This is a genomic window from Streptomyces sp. NBC_00328, assembly GCF_036139655.1.
GTDB lineage: Bacteria > Actinomycetota > Actinomycetes > Streptomycetales > Streptomycetaceae > Streptomyces.
This window is the reverse complement of the sequence record NZ_CP108013.1, coordinates 1,101,231-1,121,911: the sequence shown is the minus strand read 5'-3', so window position 1 is coordinate 1,121,911 and position 20,681 is coordinate 1,101,231. Positions and strand designations below refer to the sequence as shown.

Annotated in this window: 21 protein-coding genes; 11 read left to right on the top strand and 10 right to left on the bottom strand. The window is 71.8% G+C overall.

Going from position 1 to position 20,681, the window contains the following annotated elements; translation table 11 throughout:
* Positions 1-17 precede the first annotated feature (17 nt).
* The 3 genes from OG485_RS04785 to OG485_RS04775 form a co-directional block, all read right to left on the bottom strand.
* Entirely contained in the window at positions 18-620 is a 603-nt protein-coding gene (locus OG485_RS04785; RefSeq protein WP_328664748.1) for a ClpP family protease, read from the bottom strand.
* Between the two features lies 1 nt (position 621).
* On the bottom strand, positions 622-1,275 hold the full coding sequence (locus tag OG485_RS04780) for an ATP-dependent Clp protease proteolytic subunit (RefSeq protein ID WP_326789705.1): 654 nt from the start codon (positions 1,273-1,275) through the stop codon (positions 622-624).
* 174 nt (positions 1,276-1,449) lie between these two features.
* Positions 1,450-2,646 carry an epoxide hydrolase family protein gene (locus OG485_RS04775; protein WP_328664747.1) on the bottom strand — a complete coding sequence of 399 codons (1,197 nt, stop codon included), beginning with the start codon at positions 2,644-2,646 and terminating at the stop codon, positions 1,450-1,452.
* Between the two features lie 317 nt (positions 2,647-2,963).
* Between OG485_RS04775 and OG485_RS04770 the strand changes: the two genes are divergently transcribed.
* The 3 genes from OG485_RS04770 (at position 2,964) to OG485_RS04760 (ending at position 5,259) form a co-directional block, all read left to right on the top strand.
* Positions 2,964-3,446: a VOC family protein gene (locus OG485_RS04770; RefSeq protein ID WP_328456170.1), complete on the top strand. Its 483-nt coding sequence runs from the start codon at positions 2,964-2,966 to the stop codon at positions 3,444-3,446.
* 213 nt (positions 3,447-3,659) lie between these two features.
* Positions 3,660-4,457, top strand: a complete 798-nt coding sequence (locus OG485_RS04765; RefSeq protein WP_328664746.1) for a VOC family protein — start codon at positions 3,660-3,662, stop codon at positions 4,455-4,457.
* A 100-nt stretch (positions 4,458-4,557) separates the two neighbouring features.
* Positions 4,558-5,259 carry a ribonuclease H family protein gene (locus OG485_RS04760; protein WP_328664745.1) on the top strand — a complete coding sequence of 234 codons (702 nt, stop codon included), beginning with the start codon at positions 4,558-4,560 and terminating at the stop codon, positions 5,257-5,259.
* Positions 5,260-5,320: 61 nt separating this feature from the next.
* Here OG485_RS04760 and melC2 read toward each other — a convergent pair whose 3' ends face one another.
* Positions 5,321-6,145: a tyrosinase MelC2 gene (gene melC2, locus OG485_RS04755; protein WP_328664744.1), complete on the bottom strand. Its 825-nt coding sequence runs from the start codon at positions 6,143-6,145 to the stop codon at positions 5,321-5,323.
* 33 nt (positions 6,146-6,178) lie between these two features.
* Positions 6,179-6,583 carry an apotyrosinase chaperone MelC1 gene (melC1, locus tag OG485_RS04750; RefSeq protein WP_328664743.1) on the bottom strand — a complete coding sequence of 135 codons (405 nt, stop codon included), beginning with the start codon at positions 6,581-6,583 and terminating at the stop codon, positions 6,179-6,181.
* A gap of 337 nt (positions 6,584-6,920) precedes the next feature.
* Here melC1 and OG485_RS04745 point away from each other — a divergent pair, with 337 nt between their 5' ends.
* From OG485_RS04745 to OG485_RS04735, 3 genes are all read left to right on the top strand, one after another.
* The gene (locus OG485_RS04745; protein ID WP_328664742.1) at positions 6,921-8,123 is read left to right on the top strand and encodes an FAD-dependent monooxygenase; all 1,203 of its coding nucleotides are present in this window, start codon (positions 6,921-6,923) and stop codon (positions 8,121-8,123) included.
* A gap of 325 nt (positions 8,124-8,448) precedes the next feature.
* Positions 8,449-9,894: an MFS transporter gene (locus tag OG485_RS04740; protein ID WP_328664741.1), complete on the top strand. Its 1,446-nt coding sequence runs from the start codon at positions 8,449-8,451 to the stop codon at positions 9,892-9,894.
* Between the two features lie 206 nt (positions 9,895-10,100).
* Positions 10,101-10,613, top strand: coding sequence for a TetR/AcrR family transcriptional regulator (locus OG485_RS04735; RefSeq protein ID WP_328458684.1), 513 nt, complete (start codon positions 10,101-10,103; stop codon positions 10,611-10,613).
* A gap of 33 nt (positions 10,614-10,646) precedes the next feature.
* Here the strand turns inward: OG485_RS04735 and OG485_RS04730 are convergent, their stop codons facing one another.
* Complete coding sequence (locus tag OG485_RS04730; protein WP_328664740.1) at positions 10,647-11,273, bottom strand: alpha-ketoglutarate-dependent dioxygenase AlkB; 627 nt, start codon at positions 11,271-11,273, stop codon at positions 10,647-10,649.
* Between the two features lie 103 nt (positions 11,274-11,376).
* Positions 11,377-12,084, bottom strand: coding sequence for an SDR family NAD(P)-dependent oxidoreductase (locus OG485_RS04725; RefSeq protein ID WP_328664739.1), 708 nt, complete (start codon positions 12,082-12,084; stop codon positions 11,377-11,379).
* Positions 12,085-12,186: 102 nt separating this feature from the next.
* Between OG485_RS04725 and OG485_RS04720 the strand changes: the two genes are divergently transcribed.
* The gene (locus tag OG485_RS04720) at positions 12,187-13,026 is read left to right on the top strand and encodes a helix-turn-helix transcriptional regulator (protein ID WP_328664738.1); all 840 of its coding nucleotides are present in this window, start codon (positions 12,187-12,189) and stop codon (positions 13,024-13,026) included.
* Between the two features lie 16 nt (positions 13,027-13,042).
* Here the strand turns inward: OG485_RS04720 and OG485_RS04715 are convergent, their stop codons facing one another.
* The gene (locus OG485_RS04715; protein WP_328664737.1) at positions 13,043-13,924 is read right to left on the bottom strand and encodes an aminoglycoside phosphotransferase family protein; all 882 of its coding nucleotides are present in this window, start codon (positions 13,922-13,924) and stop codon (positions 13,043-13,045) included.
* A 368-nt stretch (positions 13,925-14,292) separates the two neighbouring features.
* Here OG485_RS04715 and OG485_RS04710 point away from each other — a divergent pair, with 368 nt between their 5' ends.
* The 3 genes from OG485_RS04710 (at position 14,293) to OG485_RS04700 (ending at position 18,427) form a co-directional block, all read left to right on the top strand.
* Positions 14,293-15,348: a tetratricopeptide repeat protein gene (locus tag OG485_RS04710; protein ID WP_328664736.1), complete on the top strand. Its 1,056-nt coding sequence runs from the start codon at positions 14,293-14,295 to the stop codon at positions 15,346-15,348.
* Positions 15,345-16,412, top strand: a complete 1,068-nt coding sequence (locus tag OG485_RS04705) for a polyprenyl synthetase family protein (protein ID WP_328664735.1) — start codon at positions 15,345-15,347, stop codon at positions 16,410-16,412. The genes OG485_RS04710 and OG485_RS04705 overlap by 4 nt, the downstream gene beginning before the upstream one ends.
* Positions 16,413-16,642: 230 nt before the next feature.
* Entirely contained in the window at positions 16,643-18,427 is a 1,785-nt protein-coding gene (locus OG485_RS04700) for a M4 family metallopeptidase (RefSeq protein WP_328664734.1), read from the top strand.
* Positions 18,428-18,496: 69 nt separating this feature from the next.
* Here the strand turns inward: OG485_RS04700 and OG485_RS04695 are convergent, their stop codons facing one another.
* Together OG485_RS04695 and OG485_RS04690 are read right to left on the bottom strand one after the other, a co-directional pair.
* Positions 18,497-19,174 carry an AIM24 family protein gene (locus tag OG485_RS04695; RefSeq protein ID WP_328664733.1) on the bottom strand — a complete coding sequence of 226 codons (678 nt, stop codon included), beginning with the start codon at positions 19,172-19,174 and terminating at the stop codon, positions 18,497-18,499.
* Positions 19,175-19,299: 125 nt separating this feature from the next.
* Positions 19,300-19,860, bottom strand: a complete 561-nt coding sequence (locus tag OG485_RS04690; RefSeq protein WP_326789720.1) for an NAD(P)H-dependent oxidoreductase — start codon at positions 19,858-19,860, stop codon at positions 19,300-19,302.
* Between the two features lie 125 nt (positions 19,861-19,985).
* Between OG485_RS04690 and OG485_RS04685 the strand changes: the two genes are divergently transcribed.
* Positions 19,986-20,648 (top strand): TetR/AcrR family transcriptional regulator, encoded by a 663-nt coding sequence (locus OG485_RS04685; protein WP_328664732.1) that lies wholly within the window; start codon positions 19,986-19,988, stop codon positions 20,646-20,648.
* The last annotated feature ends 33 nt before the right edge of the window (positions 20,649-20,681 follow it).

Genomic DNA, 20,681 nt, shown 5'->3' with positions numbered 1-20,681 from the left:
CGCCCGGCTCGCCGAGGTCAGACCACGGCGAGCCGGCGGCTGAGGATCTCGTCCGCGAGCCCGTACTCCACCGCTTCCTGCGCGGTGAAGATCTTGTCGCGGTCCATGTCCGCGCGCAGCGTGGTGACGTCGTGGTGGGTGTGCCGGGACAGGACCTCCTCGACCTGCGAGCGGATCCGCAGCATCTCCTTGGCCTGGAGGCTGAGGTCCGACACCGTGCCCTGACGGCCGCCGCTGGCCGGCTGGCCGAGCAGCACGCGGGCGTGTTCCAGGACGAATCGCCGCCCGGGATCACCCCCGGCGAGCAGCACCGCGGCGGTGGAGGCGGCCTGCCCGACGCAGAACGTCGAGATGGGAGCCTGTACGAAGGTCATCGTGTCGTAGATGGCCATCAGTGAAGTGAACGATCCCCCGGGCGAGTTGATGTAGATCGCGATCTCGCTCTCCGGGCTCGACGACTCCAGATGGAGGAGTTGCGCGATGACGACGTTGGCGACACCGTCGTCGATCTCCGTGCCGAGGAAGATGATCCGCTCGGAGAGCAGCCGGCTGAAGACGTCGTACGACCGCTCGCCCTGCGGGGTCCGCTCGACGACGTTCGGGATCGTGTACGTACCCATGTCAGAGTCCCATCCGTCGCCGTGACGCGGCCGGGCGGACATCGTCGAGCGACTCCACGACCCGGTCCACCATGCCGTACTCCCTGGCCTGCTCCGCCGTGAACCAGCGGTCGCGGTCACCGTCCCTGGAGATCGTCTCCTCGCTCTGGCCGGTGTGTTCCGCGGTGATCCGTTCGATGGCCCGCTTGGTGAACTCGTGGTTCTGTGCCTGGATCTCGATGTCGGCGGTGGTGCCGCCGATGCCCGCGGACGGCTGGTGCATCATGATCCGCGTGTTCGGCAGGGCGAAGCGCTTGCCACGGGTGCCCACGCTGAGCAGGAACTGTCCCATGCTGGCGGCGAATCCCATCGCGAGCGTGGAGACGTCGTTGGGGATCAGCCGCATGGTGTCGTAGATGGCGAGCCCGGCGGTCACCGAACCACCCGGACTGTTGATGTAGAGGCTGATGTCGGTGCGCGCGTCCTCGGCGGACAGCAGGAGCAGCTGGGCGCACACCCGGTTCGCGGAGACCTCGTCGACCTGGGTGCCCAGGAAGACGATCCGCTGGGCCAGCAACTGTGCGGCCAGATGGTCGTCGTAGCGGGTCGCCGGGGTGTCGCCCTCCTCGGCCCGCGGCATGCGGTCCGGATACCGGCCGGTGATGAGGGGAGTCATGGTTCCTCCTGGTCGTGACGCGGCGGGCGTCGCCGCTGACTCCACTCTCGGTCCGGTGGCGGTGCCGGAGCGGATTTCTCGGCCCGTGGCAGATTCGCCGTCGGCAGAGCAGGAAGGCGCCCCGGGGTGTTCCCGCAGGGTTCCCGGCGACCGCGACTGCGATGGCGGCGTTCCTCAGGCGGTCGCGTGGAGCTGGCGGAAGAACGCCCGGATGTCCGCGACCAGCAGATCCGGCTCCTCCATCGCGGCGAAGTGACCGCCCCGGTCGAACTCGGTCCAGCGCACGATGGTGTCGGTGCGTTCCGCGACATGGCGCAGCGCGACGAAGTTCTCCTCGGGGAAGACGGCGAGGGCCGTCGGAACGGTCGACGGCTCGGGCGGAGTGCCCCAATAGGCGGCGTGGGCCCGCTCGTAGTAGATCCGCGCGGACGAACCGGCCGTTCCGGTCAGCCAGTACAGCATCACGTCGGTCAGCATCAGATCCCGGTCGACGGCGTCCTCGGGACGGTCCCGCGAGTCCGTCCACTGCCTGAACTTCTCCGCGATCCAGGCGAGTTGACCGACCGGGGAGTCCGTGAGGGCGTACGCGAGGGTCTGCGGCCGGGTGGACTGGAGCGCGGCGTATCCCGCCTCCTCACGGTTCCATTCCCGGCCCCGCCGCCAGGAGCCGAGGGTGCGCTCGCGCTCGTACGGGGTCAGCTCGGCCAGTTCCAGGGCGGTCGGCTCGGTGACGGCGGACGACCCGGGCAGCAGGTTGAGGTGGACGCCGGTCACCCGGTCGGGGTGCGCCCTCCCCAGCTCGCGCGAGACGGCGCCGCCCCAGTCCCCGCCCTGTGCGCCGTATCGCCGGTAGCCGAGGCGCTCCATCAGCACGGCGAACGCTGCGGCCACCCGGGTGAACTCCCAGCCGGTGTCCCGGGTCGGCCCCGACAGCCCGAAGCCCGGGATGCTCGGCACGACCAGGTGAAAGGCGTCGGCCGGATCGCCGCCGTACGCGCGCGGATCGGTCAACGGCCCCACGACATCGGTGAATTCGACGATGGACCCGGGCCAGCCGTGCGTCATGATCAGCGGGGTGGCGTCGGGTTCCGGCGAGCGGATGTGCGCGAAGTGCACGCGCGCGCCGTCGATCTCGGTGGTGAACTGCGGCCACGAGTTGAGGCGTTCCTCGGCCGCGCGCCAGTCGTAGACGTGCCGCCAGTGGTGGACGAGATCCTGGAGGTAGTCCTTCGGGACTCCGTAGGCCCAGCCCACTCCGGGCAGTTCGTCGGGCCAGCGGGTGGCGTCGAGACGGCGGTGCAGGTCGTCGATGTCGCTCTGCGGGACGTCGACACGGAACGGATGGACGTCGGGGGAGTCGCTGGGATTCATGTCCGGGCATGCTAACGCCGCGCCCGGCTCGCCCGGCACGGGTCTTCCGCGGGACCGGGGGCCGGCAGCCGGGTGTCACCGGAGGGCGGTCCGGGGGCCGCGTCGACCCCCGACCGTCATGGCCGAGGGGGTGCGACCACTCCGGGTGACCAGGTCGGACCGGTGCCGGGCGGCCGAGGGTGGTCGAGGCGGGTGAAGGGGCGCGCACCCGGTGGCCCCGGGTCGTCGCGGGTGAGGTCGTGCGCGCGCGGCCGATGAGTTTTCGGACGAGGATCGGTCGACAGAGGTGACGACGATTTCCGCCCGAGGAGGTACACATGCCCGCCGACGGTTTCACCACCTGTCTGTGGTTCGACGGCCAGGCCGAGGAGGCCGCCCACTACTACGTCTCGATGTTCAAGCACTCCCGGCTCGGCCGGGTCGGCCGCTACACGGAGGCCGGGCCCGGGACGCCCGGTTCCGTGCTGGCCGTCGAGTTCGTGGCCAACGGCCAGAAGTTCGTCGCGGTCAACGGCGGCCCGCAGTTCACGTTCGACGAGGCGATCTCGTTCCAGGTGCACTGCTACGGCCAGGAAGAGGTGGACCACTACTGGGACAAGTTCATCGAGGACGGGGGCGAGGCGGGTCCCTGCGGCTGGCTGAAGGACAAGTACGGACTGTCCTGGCAGATCGTCCCGGACGGGCTCATCGAGTTGCTCGGCGACGCGGACACGGAGAAGGCGGCCCGTACGGCCCAGGCGATGTACAAGATGACCAAGCTGGACATGGCGGCCCTGGAAAGGGTGCACGCGGGGGAGTGACCGACGCCCGGCGCCCTCCGGCCGGCCGGGCGAGCCCGCCCGGCCGGAGGAACGGGGACGACCGGGGGCATGGGGTGCCGGGCCCCGTCCTGTCGACGACCGGGTCGGCCGGCCTCCGGTGTCGTGCGGGGCCCGCGCTTCGGCGCGCGGCCCGAGTGAAGGCTGGCTAGCGTGAACAGCGCAATCGTTCACCGAACAGGAGAAGGTCGGGTCATGGCCGTACAGCCTGAAGGAACGCCCTGCTGGGCGGACGCGATGTTCAGCGATGTCGAGGGGGCCAAGAGCTTCTACGGGGACGTGCTCGGCTGGACGTTCGGCGAGGCGTCCTCGGAGTACGGGAACTACACGCAGGCCTTTTCCGGCGGCAAGGCGGTGGCCGCCGTCGTACCGCCGATGCCGGGACAGGAGGGCCAGTCCGCCTGGTGTCTGTACTTCGCCTCACCCGACGCCGCAGCGACCGCCGAGAAGATCAGGAGCCAGGGCGGCGAGGTGCTGATGGAGCCGATGCAGGTCGGCGACTTCGGCACCATGGCGCTGGCCCGCGACCCCGGCGGGGCCGTCTTCGGCGTCTGGCAGGCGGGCGTCCACGAGGGCTTCGAGTCGATCGGCGAGCCCGGCTCGTACGCCTGGGCCGAGGTCTTCACCCGTGAGCCGGAGAAGTCCGACGCCTTCTTCCCGGCCGTCTTCCCCTTCACCGCCCAGCAGGTGCAGGACGACGCGGTCGACTTCCGCGTCTTCAACATCGGCGGGAACCCGGTGCTCGGCCGGATGAAGATGACGGACGACTTCCCGCCCGAGGTGCCGTCGTACGTCAACGTCTACTTCGCTGTCGACAACTGCGATGAGGCGGTGGCCAAGGCGACCGCGCGCGGTGCGGTCCTGCGCTTCGGGCCGATGGACAGCCCGTTCGGCCGGTTCGCGGCGCTGAGCGACCCCCAGGGCGCGTCGTTCTCCGTCATCGACATGAAGACGACCCAGGGCGAGATGCCCGGGATGGCGGATGTGTCCTGACGCTCGTCCGTGGCCGCCGCCCCGCCGGTGACCGGCGGGGCGGCACTGCTTCGCACCGCTCCGCACCACTCCGTGCGCGGGGCCGTCGGCCGGGCGTGGCATGATCGGGGTCATGCCTGAACGCGTTGTTGCCGCCTGTGACGGGGCTTCGAAGGGAAACCCGGGACCCGCCGGATGGGCCTGGGTCGTCGCCGACGGGGACGAGACCCCGGCTCGCTGGGAGGCGGGACCGCTGGGCACGGCGACGAACAACGTCGCCGAACTGACCGCGCTGGAACGCCTGCTGACGGCCGTCGCCCCCGATGTGCCGCTGGAGATCCGGATGGACTCCCAGTACGCGATGAAGGCCGTCACGACCTGGCTGCCGGGCTGGAAGCGCAAGGGCTGGAAGACGGCCGCGGGCAAACCCGTGGCCAACCAGGAACTGGTCGCCCGGATCGACGAACTCCTCACCGGACGTACGGTGGAGTTCCGCTACGTCCCCGCCCACCAGGTCGACGGCGACCCGCTGAACGACTTCGCCGACCGAGCCGCCAGCCAGGCCGCGGTGGTGCAGCAGCCCGCGGGCAGCGACCTCGGATCCCCGCAGCCGCCCGCCTCCCCCGACACCCCGGTCGCCTCGGGTGCCGCCCGCCGCCGCCCCGCGGCCAAGGCGTCCCGGCCGGGCACGTCGAGCCGCACCATCAAGGCCAAGTTCAACGGCCGTTGTGTGTGCGGTCGTTCCTATGCCGCGGGCGAGCCCATCGCCAAGAACGCCCAGGGCTGGGGTCACCCGGAGTGCCGCACCGAGGCACAGGGCTGAGCCTGAGCCCCGGCGTTCCCCGTGACGCGGGCGCCTGCTCGCGTCCGCGCCGCGGCCGGGATCAGACGGTGTCGAACGTGTAGAACGCGGAGTGGTCGAGCAGGTCGGCCGGCCGGGTGTCGTTCCACGGCTTCATCGTCTCGCCGAGGTCGACGACGTTCGGGGTGTCCTTGAGCGGGACGTAGCCGGAACCCGGGTGCCTGCGCTGCCACTGGGCCCACAGCCTGTCTATGAAGGCGTGGTGGAGCCAGAACACCGGATCGTTGGGGGAGACGCCCGTGCCCATCTGGCCGCCCACCCAGACGTGCACCCGGTTGTGGAGATTGACGCCCCGCCAGCCTTCGAGGTGATTGCGGAAGCCGTCCGAGGCGCTGTTCCAGGGCGCCATGTCGTACGTCGCCATGGCGAGCACGGACTCCACCTCGGCGCGGGTCGGCAGTTCCCGCACCCCGGTGCCCAGCGACCTGCGCAGATAAGTGCGGCTGTCGACGCGGACGTTGATGGGCCAGTTGCCCGAAGAGGCGGCGAACGGACCGTCCATCACCCGGCCGTCCAGACTGCGCCCGGTTCCGCCGAGGAAGTCCGGCGCCCACAGGGACGCCCGAGCGGTGCGGTCGGTGCTCCAGTCCCAGTAGGGCAGCGCCACCGAGGGGTCGACGGCCTGCAGGGCCCGCTCGAACTCTAGAAGGAATCTGCGGTGCCAGGGCAGGAACGAGGGTGAACGGTGGCCCGTCCGTTCGCCGTTGTCGGTGTCGCCGAGGATGAACGCGTTGTGCGTGGTGACGAAGGTGTCGTACGTTCCGCTGCGCTTGAGCTGCAGCAGCGCGTCGACGAATCGCCGCTTCTCGTCGGCGGTCAGGCTCGCCTGGTTCTTGCGTACGGTCATGTGCGGGACTCCACGATCTGCTTGCGGGGTGGTTCAGTTGGCGGCGAAGGGCACGAGCGGCGCCCCCTGCAGCTCCACGACGGCGGCGCGGGCCGCGTCGCGCGGGGTGGGAACGGGGGAGTAGTGGCTGACGACGCTGATCCAGCTGCCGTCGGCGTTGCTCATCACGTGCAGCTCCGCGCCGTCGACGAACACGGCGTATCCGGCGCCGTGGTGGTGGCCGCCCCCGGTGACCGGGCGGCCTTCTATGCGGCGCCCCTGGAAGACCTCGTCGAAGGCTTCCGGGCCGCCGTGGTGGTGCCCGGCCACGGACCGCCGCGATGCGGCCGGTGAGTCCGGGTTCGCGGACGCGGCGGGTGCGGCCAGGGTCTGGGCACCCGCGCCCACGGCGAGTGCGGCGGCGGCCCCGAGGGCGCGGCGACGAGTGAGCTCCGGCATGCGGAGACCTCCTGTGATCAGCTGTGTTGATGACCCGATATGCCTATCGGTTCGTCAAACAACGGGAGAAATCGCCGAATGTCGGTTGGCTGCGATCCGGACAATCGCGTATATGTCATGCAGAGTTGAACAAAGATGATCTTGCTGTCCGGGGTGCCCGCGGCCCGTCGATGGGCGGAAATCCTGCGGCCGGAAGACGCCGTGGTGATGATCTTGCGGTCGCGGCCGCCGGCTCGTGGCGCGGCTCACGTCCGCGATCTGGCGCGAACCGCGGGCGTGACGCCCCTGCTACTCTTCGTGGTCAATCGACCGCATTGTGCAACATAGGGGAGTGCGCGTGAAGATCGCGTGCGTCGGTGGCGGACCCGCAAGCCTGTACTTCTCGATCCTGATGAAGCTCCAGGACCCGTCCCATGACGTCACCGTCCATGAGAGGAACCCGGCCGGATCGACGTACGGCTGGGGTGTGACCTACTGGGCGGGCCTGCTCGACAAGCTGCGTGAGGGTGACCCGGCGTCCGCGCTCGCCGTCAGCGAGAACTCGGTGAGCTGGAGCGACGGTGTCGCCCATGTCGGCACCCGCATGACAGTGGCCCCGGGCGACGAGGGATTCGGCATCGGCCGCCGCCGGATGCTCGACCTGCTCGCGGAGCGGGCCCGCTCCCTGGGTGTCCGTGTCGAGTACGAGAGCGAGATCGCGGCCGACCGGCTGCCCGACGCCGACCTCGTCGTCGCCGGTGACGGGGTCAACAGCGCCCTGCGCGAGCGCCATGCCGGCCACTTCGGCACCGAGATCAGCCACGGACGCAACCACTACATCTGGGTCGGAACGACCAAGGTCTTCGACTCGTTCACCTTCTCCTTCGTGGAGACGGACCACGGCTGGATCTGGTGCTACGCGTACCGGTTCAGCGACGACCGGAGCACCTTGGTCATCGAGTGCTCTCCGGGGACCTGGACCGGCCTCGGGCTCGGGCGCGCGAGCGAGGCCGACGGTCTCGCGCTGCTGGAGAAACTGTTCGCCGGCCTGCTGAACGGGCACGGGCTGATCGGCCGGGCGCAGCCCGACGGCGCCGCCCAGTGGCTCACCTTCCGCACGCTGACCAACCGGACGTGGCACCGCGGCAACCTCGTCCTGCTCGGCGACGCCGCCCATACCACGCACTACTCGATCGGCGCCGGCACCACCCTCGCCTTGGAGGACGCCATCGCCCTGGCCGGAGCGCTGCGGGAGCACCCGGACCTCGAGACCGCCCTCACCCGGTACGGGCAGAAGCGCAGGTCCGAGCTGCTGTCGGTGCAGAGCGCGGCCCGCCACAGCGCCCAGTGGTACGAGAGCCTGCCGCGCTACATCGGTCTTCCGCCGGCGCGGATGTTCGCCCTGCTCGGACAGCGTCACTCGCCGCTGCTGCCCTACGTCCCGCCGCAGCTGTACTACCGCCTCGACCGCGTGGCCGGACGGCTGGAGGCGCTGCGCCGTCTCAAGCGCTGGCTCGGCCCCAAGGTCGCCCGCGGAGTACAGGCCCGCGCCGGGCGATAGCCGCGCCGGGGCGACAGCTGTACCGGCTCGTGCCGGGCGATAGCTGTACCGGTCCGTGCCGGGCGAAACCCGTTCAGGCCCGCGCCGGCCGATAGCTGTACCGGCCTGTCTGCGTCGGGCGCGACCCGTACAGGCCGGTGCCCGACGCGGACCGGCCCGCCCCAGGCCACCCATGAGTCCCCGACGTGTCCCCGGAAACACCCCAGCGCCGCCGAGGCGCCCTAACACACTCCCGGAGAAGCGGACACCCCTTTGGGTGAATGGCAATTCACCGCTAAGGTGAATTGTCATTCACCTCTTTCTCACGTCTACTTCTGGAGTGCCGATGGCGGCCTTGCGCGAGCGGCTCGCGATCCCTGTCCTGGCGTTCGGCGGGATTCTCATGGCCGTCATGCAGACGGTGGTCGTCCCGTTGCTGCCCGACCTGCCCCGCCTGACCGGCGCCTCGGCGGGCGCGGTCTCCTGGATGGTGACGGCGACCCTCCTCGCCGGAGCCGTGCTCACCCCCGTCCTGGGCCGCGCGGGCGACATGTACGGGAAGCGGCGCGTGCTGCTCATGGCCCTCGGGATGATGACGGTCGGCTCGCTGATGTGCGCGCTCACCTCCGACATCGGCGTCCTGATCGTGGCGCGGGCGCTTCAGGGCGCCGCCGCCGCCGTGGTCCCGCTGTCGATCAGCATCCTGCGCGACGAACTGCCGCCCGAGCGCACGGGTTCCGCCGTCGCGCTGATGAGTTCCACCGTCGGCATCGGCGCCGCCCTCGGCCTCCCGCTCGCCGCCCTCCTGGTGCAGTACGCCAACTGGCACGTCATGTTCTGGGCGACGACCGCGCTCGGTGCCTTCGGGACGGCACTGGCCTGGTGGGCGGTGCGCGAGTCGCCCGTACGGGAGCCGGGCCGCTTCGACACGCTGGGCGCGCTGGGCCTGGCCGCCGGACTGGTGTGTCTGCTGCTCGCCGTGTCCCAGGGCGGCACCTGGGGCTGGACCAGCCCCGGGATCCTCGCGCTGTTCGCCGCCTGCGCGGCCGTTCTCACGCTGTGGTGGCGACAGCAGCTGCGCACCGAACGCCCCCTCGTCGACCTGAAGCTGGCCGCCCGTCCGCGCGTCGCCCTGCCGCACATCGCCGCGCTGCTGACCGGCTTCTCCTTCTACGGCAACTCGCTGGTCACGGCGCAACTGGTCCAGGCGCCGAAGGCCACCGGCTACGGGCTCGGCCTGTCCATCGTGGCGACCGGCCTGTGCCTGCTGCCCGGCGGGGTGACGATGCTGCTGCTGTCGCCCGTCTCGGCGCGCATATCGGCGGCCCGCGGTCCCCGGATCACCCTGGCCCTCGGTACGGCGATCATCGCCTCCGGCTACGTCCTGCGGATCGCCGACAGCCGTGACCTGTGGGCGATCATCCTGGGCGCCACGGTCTGCTCGATCGGCACGACGTTCGCCTACTCCGCCCTGCCCACGCTGATCCTGCGTGCCGTGCCCGCCGGGCAGACCGCGTCCGCCAACGGCGTCAACGTCCTGATGCGGACCATCGGGCAGGCCGTGTGCAGTGCCGCCGTGGCCGCCGTGCTCGTGCACCACACGAGCCTCGTCGCGGGCGCCCCGGTTCCGACCCTGCACGGCTATCTGCTGGCCTTCGCCATGGCGGGTACCGTCGCACTGGTGGCCTGCGCCGCCGCACTGTCGATACCCGCCGACCCCGCCTCCCGCGAGACCCCGCGAACCGGCCGCCCCACCGGCGCACCCCGCGACGAGGCCCTCGAAGGAGCTTGAGCACCGTGACCACCCCGCACTCCGGTCTCACGGCGTCCCCGGCCGCACCAGGGCCCGGTGGGCAGCCGGCCGCCCCCGCTCCACCGCACCACGATCCCGAAGCGGCGCCCGCCCCGCACCGCGAACCGGGAGCCGCGCCCGCCCCGGACCAGGAGCCGGAAGCGGCTCCCGCCCCCCGCCGTGACGCCGAGGCGAGCAAGGCGGCGATCCTGCGCGCGGCCCGGTATCTGCTGGCCCGGCACGCGCACACGGACATCACGCTCAAGGCGGTCGCCGACCGGGCCGGAGTGAGCGCGCCGCTGATCCTCAAGTACTTCGGCAACAAGGACGCGCTGTTCGCCCGTGTCATGTCCTTCGAGTCCGATGCCGAGGCCCTGCTGGACGCGCCGCTGGAGGAGCTCGGGCGGCACATGGTCCGCCATCTCCTCGAAGGCCAGACCCAGCGCGGCGCCGACCCCGTCCTGCGGATCGTCTTCGCCCCGCTCCAGGGGGAGCAGGGCGAGATACTGCGGGCCAACTTCCGCGCCCAGGTCAGCGACCGTCTCGCCGGGCGGCTGAGCGGGCAGGACGCGGGCCTGCGCGCCGAACTCGCCGTGAGCACACTGCTCGGCCTCGGCGTGATGTACGGGATCGCGCGGGGCTCGCACCTGCGCGCCACCCCGGTCGACGACATCGTCGACCGGTACGCGCCCGCCGTGCAGGCGCAGCTCGCGCCGTGAGCCGGCCGGGCCCGGCGGGAGCGTCCGCGCCGGTCAGTTCACGCCGTCCGGGCGGAACTGGACGCTGATCCGGGGTCCCGCGGCCCGCGCCGTCTTGGGGATCGCGTGTTCCCAGGTGCGCTGGCAGGAGCCGCCCATGACGATGAGGTCGCCATGGCCCAGCGGGCGCCGGACCGTGTCCCCGCCACCACGCGGCCGCAGCAGGAGATCACGCGGGGCGCCCACCGACACGATGGCGACCATCGTGTCCTCGCGGGCGCCCCGGCCGATCCTGTCCCCGTGCCAGGCCACACTGTCGCGCCCGTCCCGGTAGTAGCAGAGCCCGGCCGTGGTGAACGCCTCGCCCAGCTCCTCGGCGTAATGCGCCGACAGCGCGTCCCGGGCCTTGTCCAGGACCGGGTGCGGCAGCGGATCCTCCGCCCGGAAGTAGGCGAGCAGCCGGGGTACGTCGACCACCTGCTCGTACATCTGGCGCCGTTCGGCCCGCCACGGGACCTCGGCGGCGAGGCGGGTGAAGAGCTCGTCGGCTCCGCTCAGCCACCCGGGCAGCAGGTCGATCCAGGCACCGTCGCCCAGCGTCGTGCGCCGCAGCCCGTTCAGGGGGCCGGGACGGAGTTCGTCGGTCTGGTCGAAGAGTGAGCCCTGGAGGTGCGTGGCCATGAGGCCAGCGTACCCTCGTAATCGAATACGTGTTCCATTGGGTTGCCGAGTTGCCGAGTTGCCGAGTTGCCGAGGGGCGGGGCCGGCCGGCCGGGTGGCGTGGTCACCAGGGGACGGGGCCCGCCGCGTCGAAGAAGCCGCCGGTCGGTCCGTCCGGGCCGATCAGCGCCATGCGCACGATGATCTCGGCGCCCTCCTCCACGGTCTGGATCCCGGTGTTGCCGTTCAGGTCGGTGGCGGTGAAACCCGGCTCCACGGCGTTGACGCGGATCCCGGGGAACGCCTTCGCGTACTGCACGGTGATCGTGTTGACGGCCGTCTTGGAGGCCGGATAGGCGACACCCGGGTAGGCGTGGGCCGGGCCTGCGGGGTCGGTGATCCGGGCCAGCGAGGCCAGGCCGCTGCTGAGGTTCACCACGACCGGGGCGGCCGAGCGCTGGAGCAGGGGCAGGAAGGCGTGGAGGACCCGGACGACACCGAACACGTTCGTCTCGAACAGTTCGCGCATCATCCCGGCGGTCACCTCCGCCGCCCCGATCACGCTGTTGCCTTTGCCGCGCCCTTCCACGCCGGCGTTGTTGACCAGGACGTCCAGGCCGCCGTCCGCCTCGATGGTCCTGGCCGCGGCGGCGACGGACGCGTCGTCGGTGACATCGACGACGACCGGGAGCGCCCCGAGGTCCGCGGCCGCGCGCCGTCCGCGTTCCGCGTTCCGGCTGCCGACGTAGACGGTGTGGCCCGCCGCGACGAGCCGGCGGGCGGTCTCGAAGCCGAGGCCCTTGTTCGCTCCGGTGATGAGTGTTGTGGTCATGCGTCCAGAGTCCGGCGGTCCGCCGCCCGCAGCCAGGAGTCCGGTCTTCCTGGGACCGCCGGTACCAGGCGCGCCGGGCCGGGCGGGTGCACAGTGGGTGGCATGGCGAACACGGAGTTCGGGAGGACGGTGCGACGCTGGCGTGACCGGGTCACGCCGGAGGCCGTCGGGCTGCCCGGCGGCGGGACCCGGCGCGCGGCCGGACTGCGCCGCGAGGAACTGGCCCTGCTCGCCGGAATCTCGGTCGACTACGTCACCCGCCTCGAACAGGGGCGGGCGGCCCATCCCTCGGAGCAGGTCGTCGAGGCCCTGGGCCGGGCACTGCGGCTGTCCGGAGCCGAACGCGAGCACCTTTTCCAGGTGGCCGGACTGGTGCCGCCGGGCCGGGGCATGGTGCCGGCCCACATCAGCCCCGGCGTCCACCGGCTGCTCGACCGGCTGAGCGGGACGCCCGTGGCGGTGTACGACGCGGCCTGGACCCTGCTGCTGGCCAATCCGCTGTACGCGGCGCTGCTGGGTGATCCGTCCGGGTGGAGCGGCAACGAACGCAACGGTGTGTGGCGCGCCTTCGTCGGCCCCGGCGGCCGGGTACGGCACACCCCCCGGGAGCGGCGCGCCTTCGAGGCGACGCTCGCCGCCGACCTGCGCGCGACCGCGAGCCGGTACCCGACGGACCGGCGCCTCGGGCAGCTGATCGACGAGCTGTGCGCGAACAGCGTGCGGTTCGCGGAGCTGTGGGAGTCCGGAGCCGTCGCCCGTCACGATGCCTCCCGCAAGACCATCGACCATCCCCAGGTCGGAGCCGTGACGCTGGACTGCGATGTGCTCAGCGTCGCGGGCAGCGACCTGCGGATCATGGTCTACACGGCCGAGCCCGGCACGGAGGACGCCGAGCGCGTCGCCCTCCTCGGCGTTCTCGGAACGCAGGCCCTCGTCGAGTGACCGCGCGTGACGGCGGCTACGACCCCCGCTGTTCGGCCAGCACTTCGCGGATCACGTGCTCGGCGTTGCCCGCGATGACCGGGTTCGTGACGCGGTAGTACGGGAGTTGGGCGAGGGCCATGGACAGGGCCCAGCCGCGTCCCCGTGCCCATCCGGCGTCGTCGGCGCCGGCCGCGTCCCGGAAGGCGGGCCTCGCGGCCGCGGGCAGGAGGTTCCAGGCCGGGATGAAGTCACAGGCCGGATCGCCGGTGCCGAGGGTGCCGAAGTCGAGGACGGCCGCGAGCCGGCCCCCGCGGACCAGGAGGTTCATCGGCATCAGGTCCGAGTGGAGCCATCGCGGCGGTCCCGTCCACGCCGGTGCCGCCAGGGCTTCCTCCCACGCCGCCGTCGCGGCCCCGGTGTCGATGGCGCCGCGGAGGTCGTCGAGCGCCGAGCGCGTCTCGGCGTCCACCGCGGCCAGTGGTGTGCCGCGGTAGGCGCGCGGTCCCCCGGGCAGGTCGATCCCGCGCAGGGCGGTGACGAACGCCCCCAGATCGGCGGCGAGTTCCTGTGGGGCGGTCAGGGCATCGGGCGCCGGGAGGTCGCCGTCCAGCCAGCGCAGCACGGACCAGTGCCACGGGTAGTCCGCGGCGGGGGTGCCGAGGCCGAGGATCTCGGGGACCGGGAACGGGAGCATCGGGGCGAGCCGCGGCAGCCACGTGTGTTCCTTGAGCGCGTCGTCGGAGCCGTCCGCGATTCGCGGGAGGCGTACGGCCAGGTCGTCGCCGAGACGGTAGAGGGCGTTGACGGTACCGGCCGACTGCACACGTTTCAGGGGGAGTCGGGCCCACCGGGGGAACTGCCCGGCCAGCAGACGCCGTACGAGCGAACCGTCGATCCGCGTCTCACCTGCGTGCATCGGGGCTGGGGGCAACGGTGGCCTGCTTTCCGCGGGGGAGGCTCTGCTGCCGCCATCCTGTGGCCGGTTCGGGCTGCCGTGCAACGTGTTCGGGGCGGCCAGGCAACCTCCCGGACGCGATCGCCGTCTTGATCGGCAACGGGCGCGTGGCGCGCTGCCCTCCCTGAGGCATCGGTTCGCGGACAGGGATCGGCGCACTATACACATTGCGTATACAGTCCGTGTATACAGCCCATGTATGCATGTCGTGTATACGTGGTGTGCATAGTGGGATCGCCGCACGTCACCGCCTTGAAGGAGTCGAGAACAGCATCACCACCGGGACGAGCCCGCACGGGGACGGACGGTGGGCGGACGGAAAGGCACTCATGTACGGCAAAGCCTTCGCCCCGGAATACCAGGGCGCCTTGACCACCCTGTCGGTGAACTCCTCGCTGACCGACGTCCTCGCGGCGGGCACCGAGCAACTGCGCGCCGCCGAGCGTACGGGCGCCCGCGCCGAGGCCGCCCGGTCGGGCCTCGCGGTCGCCGAGGCGCACCGCCGGCTCGGGCAGGTGACGGACGCCGACCGGGCGTGGAAGGCGAGTTACCGCACCGCCCGGGAGGCCGGGGACGGCGCCGCGATGGCGTGGGCGCTGTGGAGCGGCGGCACCCTGGCCCGCCAGCGCGGGGCGTTCCCGCTGGCGTGGCGGCTGCTGCGGCTGGCCGCCGAACTCGGCGGCCGGGCGGGGGATGTCGTGGTGCGCGGCTACTCGCTGGCCGGAATGGCGGAGACCGGCCGCATCCAGGGCGACTACGCGGCCGTGACGGAACTGCACGAGCAGTTGCTGGCCGAGGCCCGCAAGCGCGGCGAGGCCCGGCACACCGTGTGGGCCCTGGAGGGCATCGCCCAGATCCACCGCAACACCGGCGCGTACGACACCGCTTACGCGATGTTCGAGGAGGCGGCCGGGATAGCCGCCCGTGCCGAGGACCGGCGCGGCCACGCCTGGGCGCTGCGGGGACTCGCGGACATCGTCTCCGTGCGCGACGGAGACACGGAGCGCGCGCTGGAGCTGCTGAGCGAGGCCGAGGTCTCCTGCCGCGCGATGAAGCTGTCCGGCGCGCTCGCCTACAACCACAAGATGCGCGGCAACGTCCTCTACCGCGCCGGGCGTTACGGGCCGGCCCGCGATGTGTACGCGGGCGCCCTGGCGGAGTTCGAGGCGATGAGCGAGCCGCGCGGCACGGCCCTGTCCCGTCTCGGGCTGGCCAAGTCCCTCGCCCGCCTCGGCCGCGACCGCGCCGAAACCGCCGCCGAACTCGACGAGTTGGCCGTGACGCTGGAGGGCATCGGACTGCGGCACGCCCACCGGATGGTCGAACGAGCACGGACGGAACTCGGGTTGACGACCGGGACCGACGAGACGGAGGCCGCGGGATGACCTCCACCGCCCTCGACCGTTCGACCGCCCCGGCGCTGGCCGCGCCGTCGCCCGCCGCCGCGCAGGTGCTGCGCCGGTGCCGCGAACTCGCCGCTCCCGCACTGTCGGAGGCGATCGGCACGCTGCACCCGTGGGTGGCCGAGATGGCCCGGTACGCGCTCGGCCGCTGCGAGGTCGGCGGCGCCCCCGCCGACCACGGTCAGGGCAAAGGGGTACGCCAGGCGCTGGCCGTCCTCGGGGCGGAGCTCGTCTCCGGCCCGGCCGAGGCCGGTGTGCCGGGGGCTGTCGCGGTGGAGCTCGTGCACGTCTTCTCGCTGCTCCACGACGACATCATGGACGGTGACCCGCTGCGCCGCGGGCGCCCGGCCGTGTGGAAGGCGTACGGCACCGGTCCCGCCGTCCTGGCGGGCGACGCGCTGTTCGCGCTGGCCGTCGAGACCGTCGCTCTCACTCCCCAAGCCGGTTCCGCCGTACGGCAGTTGACCTCCGCACTCGGTGACCTGGTCCGAGGCCAGGCCGACGACCTGCTGTTCGCCGACCGGCCCTGGGCCGGGCCCGGCGCGGTCGGGGTACGGGAGTACGAGGTGATGGCCGAACGCAAGACCGGTGCGCTGCTCGGCTGCGCGCTGGCACTGGGCGCCCGGCTGGCCGGAGCACCGGACCGGACCGTGGCCGTGCTGGACCGCGCCGGCCGCCATCTCGGCGTCGCGTTCCAGATCGCCGACGACGTGCTGGGCATCTGGGGCGATCCGTCGGTCACCGGCAAGCCGGTCCACAGTGACCTGCGGCAGGGGAAGAAGACCCTGCCGGTGCTCGCGGCGCTCGGCGGAGCCGGGTACGGCGAACTCGAAGAACTCCTCGCGCACTCGGCCGTCCTGGGTGAATCCGGAGTCCGCCGTGCGACGGCCCTCGTCGAGCGCGCCGGGGGCCGGGCGGAGGCCGTGCGCGCCGCGCGCCGCCACCTGGCCGTGGCGGACACGCTCCTCGCCGGGGTGCCGTCGGCCCAGGAGCCCGCGGCGCAACTCCGTACCGTGCTGTCCGCCCTCGCCGACCGCACCGTCTGAGGTCTCCGCGCTCCCGGATCCCGCCTCGCAGCCCGCACGCCCGCCCTGTCCGCTCCGGGGCCGGGTCCGTGCGACATCGGTCACACACGGACGCTGATCGGCCGGGCCGGGCAACCACCTCGTTTCCCCGCACATCTGTCCGACCGGGACCCGACAGCCCCCGCGGTGCCCGACGGCGCCGCGCCGTAAGGCGGTTGGTGATCCTGGCCGCCCTTGTACGAAGGAACTCAGTGCGTAGACCCCACATACGCCGCGTGGCGATCGCCGTCGCCGTGACGACGGCCGCCACGCTCCCCGGCCCCGCCTTCGCCGCCGTGCCGAACGAGCCCGCCCGCGCGGCGGCTTCGGTCTCGTCGCCGGTGGCCGCCGCCAGGGCGGCGGCGTTCGCGCACGCCTCGGCCACCGGTGTCACCCACGGCGACACGCTCCGGGCCAAGGACGTGATGACGGACCCGGACGGAAAGAGCCACGTCCGCTTCGTCCGCACCCACCGGGGCCTCCCGGTCCTCGGCGGCGACATGGTCGTCCACCTCGGCAAGCGGGGCGAGTACCTGGGTGTGACCCGGGCCGCCGATCACGTGGTCGAGCCGTCCACCGTCGAGGCGGATCTGACGCCCGAGCAGGCGGAGCGGAAGGCCGAGGCCGTGGCGAAGGGCGACGCGGGCACCGCCCGGCTCGTCGTGGACGCCCGTGACGGCGCCGCAGCCCTCGCCTACCAGGTGCTCGTCATGGACAGCGACACCACGGAGGCCGGCGGGTCGAGCACGGTCGTGGTGGACGCCCGTACCGGCCGGATCCGCAGCAACACCCCGAACACCGACGAGTTCATATCCCCGTCCCTGGCCGCGACGCTGCGCGAGCGCGGCGAGAGCGCGACCCCGCGGACCGGCACGGCCGCCGGTGCCGCGACCGGGCTGTCCGGCCTCACGAGCGCCGCCGCGGGCCGTTACCCGGCCACCGCCACCGGAAGCGGGTCCTCCCTCTTCGCCGGCAAGGTGGCGCTGACCACCACCCGGACCGCGCGGACCAGCTATGTGCTCAAGGACCCGACCCGGTGGAACACCGAGACCCGGGACGCCAAGGGCCAGGAGCTGGAGTCCTTCGCGCGGGGCAAGGCGTTCACCGACGGCGACAACAAGTGGGGCACGGGTACCACCTCGGCCCGGACGAGCGCCGCGGTCGACGCCCAGTACGGCATCGCCCAGACCCTGGACTTCTACAAGAAGACCTTCGGCCGCAAGGGCATCAAGAACAACAGCGCCGGTGCCCGCGGAATGGTGCACTTCGGCAACAAGGTCGGCAACGCCTTCTGGGACTCCGCCTGCGGCTGCATGCTGTACGGCGACGGTGACGGCCAGGTGTTCAAGAAGCCGCTCGTCGTCCTCGACGTCACCGGCCACGAGCTGACCCACGGGGTGGTCGACGCGACCGCCGCCCTGGAACCCACCCGCGTCGACGACGACGGCAACCAGTACGGCGAGGCGGGCGCTCTGAACGAGTCGCTCGCCGACGTCTTCGGCTCGGACGTCGAGTTCTCGGCGAACAACCCGAAGAACCCGCCGAACTACCTGGTGGGGGAGAAGCTGGGCCTCGCCCAGAAGTTCCTGCGGCGCCTCGACCACCCGTCCCTCGACGTCCTCGAGGAGACGATCGACTACTGGTCGCCCGCCGCGTACGACACCGAGGTGCACGCCGGCTCCGGTGTCTCCTCGCACGCGTTCTACCTGCTCGCCGAGGGCAGCGGCCGTAAGACGATCAATGGTGTCGCGTACAACTCGCCTACGTACGACGGATCCCGGGTGACCGGCATCGGCCGCACCAAGGCCACCGCCGTCTTCTACCGGGCGCTCACCCGGTACATGGTCTCCACGACCGACTTCCACGACGCGCGCAAGGCCACGCTGAAGGCCGCCGCCGACATGTACGGCGCGAACAGCGCCGAGTACAAGGCGGTGGGCTCGGCCTGGGCGGCCGTCAACGTCACGGCCGCCAACACCCCGGCCGCCGGCCGCTGACGAACCGCTGCGGAAGACGCCACGAGGGGGCTCCGCCGGCCGGCGGAGCCCCCTCGCCGTTGCCCGGAATCAGTGCTGCTGCGTCTTCTGCGGTGTCGCCTCACTGGGACGTACGACCACGTGGCCCTCGCCCTCCAGCTTGAGCTGGACCGCCTCGCCCGACCCCCCTCGGATCATCGAGCCGATCGACTGCGAGCGGTGCAGCGAGGTGCGCAGATGCGCCGTCCAGCCGACGACCGCGTCGGTGTCGACGAACACCGGCTGCTGCTGGGAGACGGGGATGACGAGCGGGTTGCCCTCGCATATCAACCCCAGGCTGCCGTGACCGGTGAAGACGCTGTTGAACAGACCGCCACCGGTGATGCCCGCGCCCTTGACGGTCTTGATCTCGTACGACAGCGAGGCGTCGAAGCACAGGACGTTGCGGCCGTTGACCGTGAACACGTCGCCGGGTTCGATGCCCACGATGAAACAGTTCTGTGCCTCGTGCGCGAACCAGGCCTCGCCCTGCCCGCGGACGGTCATCAGCGGAAGTCCCTCACCCGTGACCGCGCGCTTGAGCATGCCGCCCACGCCCTGGCCCTTGCGCTCGAACTGGAGGCTGCCCCGGTAGGCGACCATCGCGCCCTGGCGCGCGAACATCTCGCCCTGGACTGCGTACTTGATGGACTTCGCGTTCTGGACGGTCATGCCCGCCGCCACGGCCGGCCGCACGATGTGGTCACTGGAAAAGAGATCGCTCTTCATGCGGGCATCCTGTCGCGGAGGGTGAGGCTCCGCCAGAGCCGTAGCGATCTTGGGACGAACGGTGGCCGAGTGACGACATGCCGAAGGCCGGTCCGGGGCAACCGGACCGGCCCACAAGGGAGTTGTCAGGCAGCGGGCGCACCGACGTGGCCGTGCAGCCGGTTCAGGACCTCGGAGAGCTGCGCCGCGACCTCGGCGTCGTCGACGGGGTGCGTCTCGGCGAAGCGGACCACGGAGCCGGGGACGGAGAGCTTGACGTCCTCCAGCACGGTGCCGCCGGCGATGCCCACGGCCTTGCGGGCCTCGTCCTGCGCCCAGACGCCGCCGAACTGGCCGTACGCGGTGCCGGCCACGACGACCGGCTTGCCGCTGAAGGCGCCGGCGCCGTACGGACGCGACAGCCAGTCGATGGCGTTCTTCAGGACGGCCGGAATGGTGCCGTTGTACTCCGGCGAGAAGAGCAGGAACGCGTCGGCCTCACCGGCCGCGGCGCGCAGCCGGGCGGCGGCGGCGGGCACGGCGCCCTCTACGTCGATGTCCTCGTTGTAGAAGGGGATCTCGGCCAGGCCCTCGAAGAGCTCGACCTCGGCACCCTCCGGGGCGAGCTTGACGGCCGCCTCGGCGAGCTGACGGTTGTGGGAACCGGCGCGCAGGCTGCCGACGAGGGCGAGGATGCGTACGGACATGGATATCTCCCGGGGGGTGGAATCGCTGAAACACTGCCGTAATGAAACGGACCGAAGTCCGCTTAAGGTCTACCACTGAAGCGGACCGCAGTCCAGTTGACCCCGGATGCCGTTACGCTGGCTTCATGTCCCATCCACTTCCGCCGTTTCCGAAGCGACCGGAGTCGCCCGGAGAGCCCGTCCTCATGCAGCTCACCGCGCCTGAGGAAGCCCCGTTGCGCGCCGACGCCGCCCGCAACCGCGCGCGTCTGCTGGAGGCCGCCGCGCGGCTGGTCGAGGAGCAGGGAGTGGCCAGGCTCACCATGGAAGGCGTCGCCTGCGCGGCGGCGGTGGGCAAGGGGACCGTCTTCCGGCGCTTCGGCGACCGCACCGGCCTGCTGATGGCCCTGCTCGACCACACCGAGCAGCGCTTCCAGACCGCCTTCATCAGTGGTCCGGCCCCGCTGGGCCCCGGCGCACCACCGGTGGAGCGCCTGCACGCCTTCGGATGCCACACCCTTCGCCAGACCTCCGAACAGCTCGACCTGTACCTCGCCGCCGAACCCGAGGTCACCCGCCGCTTCACCTCCGCGCCGTTCCGGGTCCGCTTCATGCACGTGTGCATGCTGCTGCGGCAGACCGGCTCGGGGCCGGACACGGACACGGAGCTCGTCGCCCAGACCCTGATGGGATACCTCGACCCCGCACTGATCGGCCATCTGACCCGCCAGCGCGGTATGCCGCTGGAGCGGCTGGAGGCCGGCTGGCGCGACCTGGTCGACCGGAGCGTCACCCCGCGCTCCGTCTAGCGGCCCCGCCCCCGGCGGGCGGAGAATGGGCGC

Bases quoted from the DNA above. Each gene is read 5' to 3' on its own strand.
- OG485_RS04785 (WP_328664748.1), bottom strand. From the start codon at position 620: ATGGGTACGTACACGATCCCGAACGTCGTCGAGCGGACCCCGCAGGGC.
- OG485_RS04780 (WP_326789705.1), bottom strand. From the start codon at position 1,275: ATGACTCCCCTCATCACCGGCCGGTATCCGGACCGCATGCCGCGGGCC.
- OG485_RS04775 (WP_328664747.1), bottom strand. From the start codon at position 2,646: ATGAATCCCAGCGACTCCCCCGACGTCCATCCGTTCCGTGTCGACGTC.
- OG485_RS04770 (WP_328456170.1), top strand. From the start codon at position 2,964: ATGCCCGCCGACGGTTTCACCACCTGTCTGTGGTTCGACGGCCAGGCC.
- OG485_RS04765 (WP_328664746.1), top strand. From the start codon at position 3,660: ATGGCCGTACAGCCTGAAGGAACGCCCTGCTGGGCGGACGCGATGTTC.
- OG485_RS04760 (WP_328664745.1), top strand. From the start codon at position 4,558: ATGATCGGGGTCATGCCTGAACGCGTTGTTGCCGCCTGTGACGGGGCT.
- melC2 (WP_328664744.1), bottom strand. From the start codon at position 6,145: ATGACCGTACGCAAGAACCAGGCGAGCCTGACCGCCGACGAGAAGCGG.
- melC1 (WP_328664743.1), bottom strand. From the start codon at position 6,583: ATGCCGGAGCTCACTCGTCGCCGCGCCCTCGGGGCCGCCGCCGCACTC.
- OG485_RS04740 (WP_328664741.1), top strand. From the start codon at position 8,449: ATGGCGGCCTTGCGCGAGCGGCTCGCGATCCCTGTCCTGGCGTTCGGC.
- OG485_RS04730 (WP_328664740.1), bottom strand. From the start codon at position 11,273: ATGGCCACGCACCTCCAGGGCTCACTCTTCGACCAGACCGACGAACTC.
- OG485_RS04725 (WP_328664739.1), bottom strand. From the start codon at position 12,084: ATGACCACAACACTCATCACCGGAGCGAACAAGGGCCTCGGCTTCGAG.
- OG485_RS04720 (WP_328664738.1), top strand. From the start codon at position 12,187: ATGGCGAACACGGAGTTCGGGAGGACGGTGCGACGCTGGCGTGACCGG.
- OG485_RS04715 (WP_328664737.1), bottom strand. From the start codon at position 13,924: ATGCACGCAGGTGAGACGCGGATCGACGGTTCGCTCGTACGGCGTCTG.
- OG485_RS04710 (WP_328664736.1), top strand. From the start codon at position 14,293: ATGTACGGCAAAGCCTTCGCCCCGGAATACCAGGGCGCCTTGACCACC.
- OG485_RS04705 (WP_328664735.1), top strand. From the start codon at position 15,345: ATGACCTCCACCGCCCTCGACCGTTCGACCGCCCCGGCGCTGGCCGCG.
- OG485_RS04695 (WP_328664733.1), bottom strand. From the start codon at position 19,174: ATGAAGAGCGATCTCTTTTCCAGTGACCACATCGTGCGGCCGGCCGTG.
- OG485_RS04690 (WP_326789720.1), bottom strand. From the start codon at position 19,860: ATGTCCGTACGCATCCTCGCCCTCGTCGGCAGCCTGCGCGCCGGTTCC.
- OG485_RS04685 (WP_328664732.1), top strand. From the start codon at position 19,986: ATGTCCCATCCACTTCCGCCGTTTCCGAAGCGACCGGAGTCGCCCGGA.